Source organism: Fastidiosipila sanguinis (genome assembly GCF_002998295.1).
Taxonomy (GTDB): domain Bacteria; phylum Bacillota; class Clostridia; order Saccharofermentanales; family Fastidiosipilaceae; genus Fastidiosipila; species Fastidiosipila sanguinis.
In genome coordinates, this window is record NZ_CP027226.1 from 865,670 (window position 1) to 878,683 (window position 13,014).

9 protein-coding genes are annotated in these 13,014 nt (G+C 34.0%); 1 reads left to right on the top strand and 8 read right to left on the bottom strand.

What is annotated here, in order from left to right; translation table 11 throughout:
- Positions 1–119: 119 nt before the first annotated feature.
- The 5 genes from C5Q98_RS03735 to C5Q98_RS03755 form a co-directional block, all read right to left on the bottom strand.
- Entirely contained in the window at positions 120–1,505 is a 1,386-nt protein-coding gene (locus C5Q98_RS03735) for an NCS2 family permease (protein WP_106012373.1), read from the bottom strand.
- Between the two features lie 185 nt (positions 1,506–1,690).
- On the bottom strand, positions 1,691–2,509 hold the full coding sequence (gene purR, locus C5Q98_RS03740) for a pur operon repressor (protein ID WP_106012374.1): 819 nt from the start codon (positions 2,507–2,509) through the stop codon (positions 1,691–1,693).
- 147 nt (positions 2,510–2,656) lie between these two features.
- Positions 2,657–3,274 carry a histidine phosphatase family protein gene (locus C5Q98_RS03745; RefSeq protein ID WP_106012375.1) on the bottom strand — a complete coding sequence of 206 codons (618 nt, stop codon included), beginning with the start codon at positions 3,272–3,274 and terminating at the stop codon, positions 2,657–2,659.
- Positions 3,275–3,305: 31 nt separating this feature from the next.
- The gene (gene cobS / locus C5Q98_RS03750; RefSeq protein ID WP_106012376.1) at positions 3,306–4,115 is read right to left on the bottom strand and encodes an adenosylcobinamide-GDP ribazoletransferase; all 810 of its coding nucleotides are present in this window, start codon (positions 4,113–4,115) and stop codon (positions 3,306–3,308) included.
- Between the two features lie 66 nt (positions 4,116–4,181).
- The gene (locus tag C5Q98_RS03755) at positions 4,182–4,931 is read right to left on the bottom strand and encodes a hypothetical protein (protein WP_106012377.1); all 750 of its coding nucleotides are present in this window, start codon (positions 4,929–4,931) and stop codon (positions 4,182–4,184) included.
- Between the two features lie 103 nt (positions 4,932–5,034).
- Here C5Q98_RS03755 and C5Q98_RS03760 point away from each other — a divergent pair, with 103 nt between their 5' ends.
- Positions 5,035–5,961: a hypothetical protein gene (locus C5Q98_RS03760; protein WP_106012378.1), complete on the top strand. Its 927-nt coding sequence runs from the start codon at positions 5,035–5,037 to the stop codon at positions 5,959–5,961.
- Between the two features lie 112 nt (positions 5,962–6,073).
- Here C5Q98_RS03760 and C5Q98_RS03765 read toward each other — a convergent pair whose 3' ends face one another.
- The 3 genes from C5Q98_RS03765 to C5Q98_RS03775 form a co-directional block, all read right to left on the bottom strand.
- The gene (locus C5Q98_RS03765) at positions 6,074–8,176 is read right to left on the bottom strand and encodes a Cna B-type domain-containing protein (protein WP_106012379.1); all 2,103 of its coding nucleotides are present in this window, start codon (positions 8,174–8,176) and stop codon (positions 6,074–6,076) included.
- A gap of 170 nt (positions 8,177–8,346) precedes the next feature.
- Complete coding sequence (locus tag C5Q98_RS03770) at positions 8,347–11,703, bottom strand: DEAD/DEAH box helicase family protein (protein WP_106012380.1); 3,357 nt, start codon at positions 11,701–11,703, stop codon at positions 8,347–8,349.
- Positions 11,704–11,804: 101 nt separating this feature from the next.
- The gene (locus C5Q98_RS03775; protein WP_106012381.1) at positions 11,805–13,013 is read right to left on the bottom strand and encodes a restriction endonuclease subunit S; all 1,209 of its coding nucleotides are present in this window, start codon (positions 13,011–13,013) and stop codon (positions 11,805–11,807) included.
- Position 13,014 lies beyond the last annotated feature (1 nt).

Consider the following 13,014-nt stretch of genomic DNA (forward strand, 5'->3'; position numbering starts at 1 on the left):
ATTTTACAATTTGATAATAACCCTACAAAAGCAAATCCACTTTTCAAAATCACCCTCATAATAAAAACAGCACCCTAACAAGTAGGATGCTGTTCGTTAATCTCATAATTTATTTAAAATTATAGTTTAGCCATAACAATGAAGTAAAGTATGAATAGTAGTGATGAAACAATAATTATTGGGTTCAAATCTTTCCATTCTTTCTTTGTTATTTTAACAATTGTGTATGTTATGAAACCAAATGCAATACCGTATGAGATTGAGTAACTTAGACCCATGAAGATACTTGTGAAGAAGCATGGAACTGCCTCTGAGAGATCTTCCCAGTTAATTTTACCAAAGCTACCTAACATCATGATACCAACTACGATCAAAGCTGGAGCTGTTGCTGCACTTGGGATTACACTTGCTAATGGAGCAATAAAGATGCAGAGTAAGAACATTATAGCTGTAACAACTGAAGCTAAACCTGTTCTACCACCAGCACCGATACCTGCTGCTGATTCAACGAATGTTGTTGCGTTTGATGTACCTAAGATAGCACCTGTTGATGTTGCAACTGAGTCAGCAACCATAGCTCTATCTAATCTTGTTTCGAAACCAACTGTTTCTTGCATCTTATCAACTTCTTCTTGTGAGAAGATACCTGAGCTTCTACCTGCTCCGATGAATGTTCCGATTGTGTCAAATACGTCTGACAAACTGAATGAGAAAATTGTAACTGCTGAGATTAATAATCTGTCCCAACCACCTGTGAATAATGATGGAATACCTTCTTTAGTGAAGATTGCACCAAATGTTGTACCTAAGCCTTGGAATGCTTCTTTAACTGAAACAATATCACCATTTAGATGTGTAACACCGAAAGGAATACCAATAATAGCTGTTGCAATAATACCAATTAGAATACTACCTTTAACATTTAGAACTGCTAGTACAATTGTGATTACTAGACCAATCATAGCAACGATTAAAACTGGATTTGTAAATGATCCTAATGATGGGATTAAAGCTTTTGAACCTGCTTCACCTGCAGGAACATTTTCTAATACACCTGCGTTTATGAAACCTAAGTAAGCAACGAAAATACCGATACCACCACCAATAGCATATTGTAAGTTTTCTGGAATTGCTGCAATAATCTTCTTACGAACACTTGTAACTGTAATCAAGACGTTGAATACACCACAAATGAAGACCATTGAAAGAGCTTCTTGCCATGAGAATCCTAATGCCTTTACAACTGTTAAAGCAAAGAATTGATTCAATCCCATACCTGGAGCAACTGCATAAGGTACGTTACCATATAGACCCATGATTAAAGTACCAATAGCTGCTGATAAAATTGTTGCTAAGTAAACACCACCCCATGGCATGCCTGCATCAGACAATACACTTGGGTTAACAATTAGGATATAACTCATTGCAAAGAATGTAGTTAAACCTGCCAAAACTTCTGTAGAAATATTAGTTCCATATTTCTTCAATTTGAAAAACTTTTCCATTTACGCACTCCTTCTTAAATACGAACTTTATGCTAAGAGTATACATTAATAATTTGTAAATGTCGAACGTTTAATTTCATTTTCAGGTGCATATTTCGAGTTTTCGTGTTTTTACACAAGCAAAATTATGCTTAAGTGCATTATTTTAAATAAATTACCATTTTATGAATACAAAACCCGAACAATTAATCAAACAATGATCCAAGTCCTACTTTAATAATTCCATTTTGGAGATTTTGACCGTCTATTCTAACCAAAGATTGAATATCCTTAGGTTTAACTTTCTCGGCATCGACGTTTTCGCAGAAAATATATCTTGCAACAACAGTTGAGTCGAAAATATTTACTAACTGCTCCATACCTTTAATTGTTCCACCACCTCTAATAAAGTCATCCACTAAAATAACCTTAGAGTTTGGTCTAATGCTCTCTCTTCCTATCTCCATATTTTTTACCAGTCTTGGATTAGATTGAGATGAGTATTTAATAGATACTGTAGAACCTTCAGTAACTTTTGATTCTTTTCTCGCAATTAAAGTAGGAACGTTTAATTCATAACTTAAGGCTTGAGCTATAGGAATACCTTTTGTAGCGACGGTCATTATGTAGTCGATATCATCATCTGGATGTTGACTTGCTAGAATTTTGCCAATCTCTCTAAGTACATTGGGTTTCTCTATTAAATCAGAGATATAAATATAACCACCAGGTAGAATTCTCTTCTCATCATCTATTAGTTCAATAATAGATTCAACTAGTTCAATTTGTTTATCACGTGGAATTAATGGAATATATTCGAAACCTCCACTTACACCTATATAAGTATTAACTTGACCTAGACCTTGGTGTTGGAAAGTCTTACGCAAAATAGCAACATCTTCACTAATAGAAGATTTAGCAGCACCATATCTTGTTGTAAAATCTTTTAATGTAAATAATTTATGCGGATTCTGCACTAAAAGTGCTGTCATATCGACTAAGCGTTCACTACGTTTAAAATTCATTCTGCTCACCTATACATATTTTTGATTGCTCAAAATTGATTATTGTTCGTATTCTACACTATTATTTCTAATTTTGCTCTATATTTATTCAGCAGTTGAGAATAATTTTTATTTTTCTTGAACAATTAGGTGAATAAGCACTTGAACCTAAATAATTTCCTGCAAGAGGTTACCCTGGCCAAGTTGGTCTAAGGAATTAATATCATAAATATGCAGATTGCCCTGATAGAAATAAATATCCCAGTATCCTGTATCAGTTTCTAAAAATCTATTACTTAAATCTCGTAGCACACCGTTATGCCCTATAATAAATAAATTATCTAAGCCCTCATGTAAGGATGTTTTAATCGCATCTACAAAAGCAGCATTAATTCTCTCTTTGAAATGTAAATATGATTCAGCACCTTCCGGTTGAAAATTAATAGCGTCTTCTATATAAGCCCACCATTCGTCAGGATATTTAGCCTCAATCTCATCTGCATCGAGCCCTTCCCAACGGCCAAAACTTTTTTCTCTAAATCTAGGATCATGTATTACTTCTGCAGTATAAGCATTTGCTTCAGTTATAATTTGAGTTGTTACCATGGTTCTTTTAACAGCACTTGTATAAATCTTATCCGGGATAAAGTTATTTTGTTCTAGCTTCCTTGCTAAGTCCAGAGCCTGCTCTTTTCCCAACGCAGTTAAATCAGGGTCCAATTCACCGTAGAATTTCTTTCCCACATTCAAAGTTGTTTGACCATGTCTTGCCATAACTAAACGCATCTATTATTACTCCTATACTTTTCCGCAAAAATTATAAAATCAAGTGAATATAATTAATCACATTATTGATTATTAATAAGGCTAAAACAAAGACAACATTAACAATCTGACATGTAGCACCCAGAGTATCTCCAGTCATTCCATTAATCTTTTTGTGCACGAATAATTTATAACCGTACAATACTAGACAAGTAATTAGATATGCAACTATTGCTTTCCATGAGAATATTAGGGGCATTATTACTAAGCTTAAAACTTGAGAGATTATTATCTGATATTTAGGGATATTTTCAGAAATTTTACCTTGTCCCTGCTCGTTAGCATACTTGTAATTCCAGTGCATAAAAGCCATACCTGCTTTAGATACCATATAAATACCGGCAACATATATAGCAGCTGGAATAATATTTCCTAGTTGAACAATAGCATTTGGCATAAATAATTGAGTTAGAAGTTCTTTTAAAGCAAAGAAAAACAACATAACATAGGATATAAGAGCAACTGTACCGAAACTACCTATCCTAGAATCTCGCATAATCTCTTTCATTCTTTCTGGACTTCTACCTGAGAACAAACCATCAGCAGTGTCAGCTAAACCATCAAAATGCAAAGCTCCGGAAATCATCGCATCCATTACAATTAAAATAACTACAGAAATTTCTAATGACTTCAATAAAAATAAACTCAATCCAAAAATAATTCCCAGCAAGCCACCATAGATCAGACCAAAAATCGGCAAGAACCATATACTATTTTTAAAAGTTTTCTCAAAATCTTTAAATTCATATTTTATAGGTATTCTAGTAAAAAACAGTAGATATACCATGAAACCATCTAGCATTTTATTTTCTCCCTGCTTAGTTAATTCTTATAGTAACTAATTCTAGTTAAAATCAACTTTTCCCTATTAAACTAATCTTCCAATTACTCTCGCTTCTTTTTCTTTAAAACGCTCAAGTAAGGTGTCAGCTATGCTCTTTTCTACTGCCACCAACACAGTAGTTGCGGGGCCGGCAGATTTAATTAGATCCGAGTTGCCAATTAAATTTTCTTCCAATTCAAATTTCAAATTATTGCACTCAGCTAAAGTCTCGGCTTCATACAGAATTCCTCTAGATCCTACAGGAACAATCTCTCTAACTGCAGAGATGTCTCTTAACTGTTTAACATCTTCGTATTGGATCATTTTGTCCTCAAATTCCAGGACTTCTGGTCCAACGGACCTCCTACCAATCTGTATAACCAAATTATCCGCTTCAGCACGCTGGATTAAAATCTCTTTATTCAAAACTTCTCCTACTAGAAGTACTGATACACTAGTCATAGAAGTCGGCATATTCTCTTCTGTACTACCATTTTGCAAAATCTCTGGATACCCAGCTAAATCAAGTTCTGATTGTATACCCTCTAACATCGCCTGACCTGTAGGATTAATCTCATTTCCGATTAAATTGAATGTCATAGTAGGGTTCGTATTGACTGCTAATAATTCCAATAGAGCAACTCTAAGACAGTACCTTGCTGTAAGTTCTGGTGATACATTTAGATAATCTGAAGGCTTTTCACCACTGCTCGAGGAAGTATCACAGGAAAAAACTAAGCTCTTCTCCCCCAAATCCATAACCGTTAGATCTCTATATCTTTTAGTATTTTGCAAGTTGCTACCTCCAGGATAATATGCATTTGTTTACATTCATTGATAAAACAATTCGTATTTTTATATTATACTGAAGTTACAATTAAATGTTAAAGGACTAAATATGAAAAAATTCAAACAAAAAATAGCATTGGTATTAATATTATCCGCCAGCTTAATGATTTCTGCATGCAATACAAGAACTGGAGCTGAGATCGATGGTACTTCAGAAGGAGCTAATGAAATGAGTACTTCTGATTCTATGGAGGACGAAAACACCCATAAATTAACAGTACCTAATAAGAGCTCTAAGGATGCTACAGATAAATCCACGAAAACAACTGCTTCTAAATCAGATAAACCTGGTCTAACAGAGAGAAACAATACTAAAGACTCATCTGAAAAGTCTAATGAATCTGAAAATTCCCAAAAACTATCAAACAACTCAGTAAATTCTGAAGATAGTAAAGCAAGCAAAAGTAGTTCAAACAGTAATTTATCAAATAATGAAGATAATAAAAATACTGAAAAACCAAAAGATAGTTTAAGCTCTCAAAACAAGTATGATTTTACAGGTATTAAACTTGGGGCAAAAAATTTTAAACTACCTTTTTTCACAAAAGGTCTAATTGACCTAGGTTACGAGAGTACAAAAGCTGGTGAACTAGAGCAATATAGTTACGCTGTAGGTGTACCTTTCGTAAACAGTGAAGCTAGTGACGACATCGTTATTGTTGACATCATTAATCTTGAAGAAAAAGCTAGATCTGTAGACTCAGCACCTGTTTACTCTATTACAATTACTAACAAAGGAGTTTTCTCAGATATGGAATTAAGTAATGGTGTTAGGTTCAAATCAAAAGAAGATGACATTATCCAAGCCCACGCTAATGAATATAGCGATGTTGCTCGAATTAGTAGTAATAATAATGAAACTATTATTAGATTTAATTCTACAGAAAATAAAGATATTAATATTGAATATACTCTTGTAGATTCTGAGCTGATTAAAGTGAAAATTACTACTGATAAATTCTTAGCTCCACAATAATTGAATCGCATAATAAAATACTCTTGGAACTTTTATAAAGTCCAAGAGTATTTTTAACTTCTATTGTTTCTAAAATAAACAAAGTTCATTTGAAGATTTGCACTTAAGTTAATTAATCTTCACGTCTTTTTCTAACTGCTAACATCGCTCCTGCTACTGCTAATAAGAGTAATGATACTCCCATTGATATCTCTACTCTCTCACCTGTGGTTGGTGGTACTTTTGGAGTAGTTGTAGGACTGCTTACAGGTTTTGTACCACTTGTTGTCGGAGCAGTTGTGCCAGTTGTAGAGCTTGTAGTAGGTTCTGTGGTTGTAGTTGAGGTTGTTACCTCTGTTGTAGATGTTGAAGTTGTTGCTTCAGTAGTGGTTGTTGTAGTAGTTGGAGTAGGTTTATTTTCAATGGTAAATCCATCTTCTGCATTTCCACTAATTTTACTATCGTATCCTGTGATGTCTTTTTCTTTTACAGAGTACTCTAGTTCTACTCCATTATTTTCTTTTGGAAGATTTTTAAATACAGTTTTCCATTCTGCTTTTGCATCTATTGTTCTTGTTTCTACAACAAATTCTTCATTTGAACCTTTTAGTTTAGCTATCAACTGAACTTCGATAGATTCTGGTCTAGTTTTATCTTTATTGTTATTATCATCCCAGACTTTACTTACTGCTATTTCAGTTAAGTCATTTTCTACACCAAATGTTACAGTACCGTTAGATCCAATACCACCACCTCTGGTTGCTGATTTATTTCCAGAGATAATTACTTTGCCTAGTTTTTTTGCTAGATCATTTGCTTGTTCTGCTGTGTGTAAAGCCAACTTCTGATCATGTTCTGTTAATGTTCCTTTATGATCTTCTAGTTTAAGAAATGAGTTATCTTCATTTTGCCATCTATATGGATTTCCACCAAGCATTCTATCTGCTATTTCATATTCAGGATTACCTGCATGACCACCGTATTCTTTAGGATTTGTATTACTATATATATAAACTTCATTTCCTAATTCACTTGCATTATTGCCATATAGAGCAACTCCATTAGTTACATAAACTTTTGTCAAAGATACAGGACAAGATGCATACCCTGCTCCATCAAAATCAGAATAGTTATCTGTAACTATAGCATTTCTTAAATATAGTTCTCCATTATAAAAATTAAATCCAGGTCCAAACCCATTAACATAAATACCTCCACCACCAAAAGCATGATTCATTTTACCAGTGCCTTGCATAGTGTTATTAGTAATTCGACCAGAATTTATATATGCTTTATTCCTATAGCTAGAATATCCTGCTTGTATGAATATTCCACCACCACAAGCACCAGATTCATTAGAGTCTATAGTTCCACCATCCATGTTTAGTGTATTATTTCCATCTGTAGTAGCACCTTGAGAACCTATGGCAATTCCACCACCAGTTTCTTGAGAATAATTATTTTGCACTACAGCATTGCCTGAAATATTAAGAACCCCTACATTATCGACACATATTCCACCACCGGAAGCAGCATAGTTTGTTGAGCTTTTTGTTACTAACCCAGATAGAGCTTCATTATTCTCAATCACACCACCTGTAAAGTTAAATGTGCCTCTTTTTTGGACAGATACACCACCACCAAATGTAGCATTATTGTTTTTTATGATACCTGAACTCATATTCAAAGTACCAGAATTTACAAAAACAGCTCCACCCTTGGTAGATCTGTCAACATTCTCACCAGTAGCAATTTTATTATTTTCTAAAATTGTATTTTCACCTATATTTAATGTTCCTATTACCTCTATAAGAGATTCTTTACTGTCTGTTGCATTTTCACTATTACCATTTATTGTGATATTAGTTAATGTAGAACTACTTTCTTTCTTAACTCTAAAAAGATAATTATTATAATCACTTGCTCTATAAACCTTAGCATTAGTTCCTTTTAGAGATATATCACCTTCTAAATCAACAGTCCCAGAAATATAGATATTTTTTATATTTAAATCATCGCTTGCCAACTCTTTAGCTTTAGCAAAAGTCTTGACCGCAGTGGCTGTACTTTTACCATCATTATCATCATTTCCTGCTTTGCCATCTAGATAAATTTCACCAAAAGCTTCTGCTGTACCTTGAGCCTCTGCATTAAGAGTAGTACTGCCAAAAACTAGCAATAAACCCAAGACAACAGATATGACAGAAATCAAACTGTACTTTTTAATCTTACTCATACCAAAAATTCTCCCTTTTCCTCTACCAATTTCATATTCAATCAATATTAATTCAATACAAAATCAATTAAATAAATTATTCATTAACGAAAAACAAATTATATCATAAATTCTATTTCTTCAGGGAAGAATAAATTAGGGAAACCCTTTAACTATCAAGAAAAACTAACCTAAGCCACCTGTAAACTAGAATTAATTTTATTCACAATCTCAACTAATTCTTTTATTTGTTGAATATTTTGTTGGAACACCACAGAAATACTACCAATGCTCTTGAATGGCTCCTCTTGGAATTGTTTTACTTCGAGATAGCCATTATTCTCGAAATATTGCATAAGTACACGCATGAACTCTGTTTGATCTCTATTCAAATCGTAAGTATCTAAGAATTCAGCAAAGGCTTTTTGCACAGCTTCTTTGTCCAGACCTGTAATCTCACGGATTAATTGAGCTATAGGCTTCTCTCCATAGTAGGACTTATAATCCTCCGCAGTACCCAAATCATGGAATAATACATTTTCTATTTCGCTTAGATCAGCTGAACTTATACTCTCATTATTATAAATTTTCTGAATTACAGGATTGGTACTCTGCTCTCTAATATATGCTTCTACCTTATCTCTATAATTACCAAGATTAAGCGTTTGATACATTGGCGTTTCATCTTCACTAATCTTCAAGAACTCATCTTCTAAATTTATTTCATACCATTTAGGTTGAGTAAATGGGATAAGCTGCACCAAGTCTCTAATCTCTTCACGTATCTTCTCTAATTTTATTACAGATGCATTTTCCCAGAAACTTTCGTCCAACAACTCTTTAATGGTCTCTGCTTTTGCTTGTACCTGTGGTATATTTCCTAGGCTGGATAAAGCACGTGCAATTGTTATAACTGTATTAACTGCTCTTGTTGGCACACGGTCTAACAAAACCCCAACTTCTATAAGTTCCATTAATAGATCGAATCTCTGTACTACCTCCGCATCAGAGCTCGCATGTATCAACGGTGCAATATGTTCTTCTAACTCTGCTGTATCTAATAGACCAATGCTTTGCCAATTCAATTTCTCTTTATACTTAACTACATATTGTAAGTGTTGACGTACACGGAAGTTCTCTTCATCTAGTTTGATAATTTCACCAAGTACTTCTCCTAATAATTTCTCTCTTAACTCTACATATTCTTTTTCATCTTGATAGACTAATGCACTTAACTCTTTGATTAAATCTACTTTTACAAGGAATAATCTCTCGGTCAAAGATCTACCTATCTTGGTATTGTCATCCTTGGTCGCTACTCTGAAGTATTCGAAGTTAGATGCATAGTCAAATATCAAGAAGTATTCTTTGTCTTGTCCTGGTCCTAGTAAATCCTTACACAGTCTAGTACCTCTACCTACCATTTGCCAGAACATGGTCTTGGAGCGAACTTTCTTAAAGAAAACTAAATTTTGTACTTCTGGTACATCAATACCGGTATCTAGCATATTTACAGAAATTGCTATCTGAGGGAGCTTGTCTTTTACCGAGAATCTATCGATTAAATCCTGGGCATAATTAACGTTATATGTTATAACAGCTGCGTAATTAGGACCTTTCTCAGGATAAAGCAAATCGAAGCGTTCCTTAATTAAGTCTGCATGTCTCTGATTCTGGGCAAAAACTATAGTCTTGCCTATGTCATTACCACTTGAGGTTCTCAATCCATGCTCCATGAAATGCAAAATGACTTTGTCTATAGTATCTATATTAAATACCCAGTTATTAATGGCAGAACCTGCAATCTCAGAACCCACCTCATCGGCGAAAGTATCTTCGAACAACTCCTGCTCTTCTGGACTCAAGTCATCATATTTAATACCATCAACCGGGAATTTAAGCTCTGCTTCTACCGTCCTATAATCTACCAAGTAACCTTCATTAACAGCCTCTTCTAAATCATAGGCAAATGTAGGTACCCCATTCTCTAGGTTGAAGATCTCGTAGGTATTCCTATCTATATCTTCTCTAGGTGTAGCAGTGAGTCCTAGTATCATGGAATCGAAGTAATCAAAAATCGCCTGATACTTCTTGTAGATACTTCTATGTGCTTCATCTATAACAATTAAATCGAAATGTCCGACAGAGAAAATTCTATCTTCCTCATCGTTTCTCATATTGTCTATAGCGTTCATCATGGTTGGATAAGTGGAGAAAATCATTCTCGCAGTTTTTGGATCATTATCGGCTCTATTACTCTCAGTGAGATTTGCTACTGTTAGTTCTGGCAAAAGCTTATTGAAGTTTCGCATTGCTTGCTTAACTAGCGCAGTCCTATCTGCTAGGAAAAGTATATTCTTCGCCCAGTTTGCTCTAGTCAATACATCTACTATTGATATAGCAGTTCTAGTCTTACCGGTACCTGTTGCCATAACCAATAGGGCATCTCGCTTATTCTGTGAAAAAGATTCCAAAGCTGAATTAATCGCCAGTCGCTGATATGGTCGACTTGCAATTTCTGTATTAATTCTAACTCTGCTTAATGGACTCTTGATCTTACGCCTATCGATTAAGCGTTGTAAATCATCTTGGGTATAGAAGCCTGATACCTTTCTTCTACTGACATCATCAGTGAACCACATGCTAAAACCATTAGTAATAAATATAAAAGGTCTTCTACCAAATTGTTTCTCAATTAGTTCTGCATAAAGTTCTGCTTGGTGCGCTCCGACGTTTGGATCTTTTTGGGTGCGTTTAGCTTCTACTACTGCCAGAGGTAGACCGTCTTTTCCATACAAGACATAATCTGCGAAACCTTTCTCTGCATGATTAGGCATGCCTTTAAGTTCTAGCTCTTCCTCGACATTTTGTCCAAGCTTCCAGCCTGCCAAAGCTAAATCCACGTTGATAAATTCTTTTCTGGTTATTTCTTCTGTAATTGGGTCTAGCTTGAATGGAGCATGGTGGATAGTTTCTGCTTGTTGACGTTTCTCTGTCAGCTCTTCTTGGACAGTGTCATCTGCTTCTTCACGAACTTCAGCAAGAGATTTAGTATTATCTACTTTAGCTTCTGCTACTAGCTTTTCTTTCTCTAAAGAATTTAGTCTCTCAAGAAGTTTCTTGGCGGTTGGGACTTTGTTCTCGTCAAAAGTCCTCTCCTGATAATTATCCCCATAGCTATAATCTATCCATTGGATAAATTCAAAAAGGTTTCTCAAGGAGGTCATGGCAGTACTCTGGTTGATTTTACCAGCGTTATGAGCAGCATTGTTTCCTGCTTTTACGATAAAGCGAATTGTATGCAAAACATCTTTACCAACTATATCGACAAAGGTGTAGTCGTTTATTAAAGCTGAGAGTCTATCGTCATATGGTAAATGTAAATCCATATCGTATTTATACATCCATTTGACAGCTAATTCTAAAGCTCTCCGGCTCATAATGCAGGTGCTGACTGTACTAGATAGCATGGCTTGTTCAGCATCTACGCAGGCTCTAGAGAACTCTTGGTAGTCTGTCTCTTTTAGTAAGAACTTGAAGTTTGACATTGTCTGCTGTGGACCTCCTTTCTGTGTGTTTGTTTATATGTGAACTTTTTGTTGTTTGTTTTCCTTAGGTTTTCTGTGGTTAGTTTTTCTTATCCTTTATTTTATCCTAAATTCCCATTAAATGCCTCTTGCATTAAAGCATCAAAGAGTATTTCCATCTCTTCTAGTGAAGTTTGAAGTTTTGCCTTTTGAGCTTCAATTTCTTCGACCTTAGCTGCAAATTGTTCTTGGAGTTCTAGTGGTGGAATTGGGATTTCCAAATTTTCTAGATTGCTTATAGTTAAAGCTTTATATGAAGTTCCGCTAGTTAAAGATTTAAGCTTTGACTTTATTGCTAATTCAATTGAAAATTTTAAATATTCACTATTACATATATTTTTATCTGGTAAAAACCAAAGAATATTACCATCCTTAAAATAAAAAGATTCCTTATTATTTACTATCCAAATATTGCCAATAGTCCCTACTGAAGTAATCATTAAATCACCCACACTTGGTACTCCTGATATTTCACGCAATTCTTTATATTTATCTTTGGATATAAAAAGTTCTATTTCTATATTTTTATTTTTTGATAGTTCAGTAATTTCTTTTCCTCTATAAAAAGGTACACCATCTTCAACATAATCTGCTTTAAATACCCTTCTACTTGATCTTACTATTCCAATCTTATTCAAAGGAGTAAGAGGAAAATTCTTTCTATATTTATTATTCTCTCCAAACATGTCATAAAATACACTTTGAACTAGTTCATCTAAAGCAGCAATTTGAGCTTTTCGGGTGGTGATAATGTCAAATATCAAATCTAATGATTCAGAACATACTTTCTGCTCTTCTTTGTCTTTATATATTAAAATATTTGTTTGCTGTAAATAGTCTTTTAACTTAAGATTTATTATCCCAGTTGTTTTATTTTGAAATTTATTTACAACACCTATTTTGTACAAATATCTAAAAAGATAGAAAATATATTTTGAATGATAATCACTATTTAAACGTAAGATAGAAGTGAAATTATTATTGAAGAATTTGCTATCTTCAGCTTCAAAATATACAACTCTGCCAACTGGTTGATTTGGACTTCCACCAGACTTTTCAATTAAAATATCACCTTTTTTAATTAATTTATCTTGTTTTTTTTCTAAATCAATATCTCTATAGACAATATCTTTGTAATCAATTGTTCCATCATTATTAAAATTTGTAGTTCTTATAACTGGAGACGCAGTTTTAGTTAAATCAGTTACTTCTTTTCCCCATTCTCCACTAAGTACAAATTCAACCACATCCCCTAACTTAACCCACTCCATA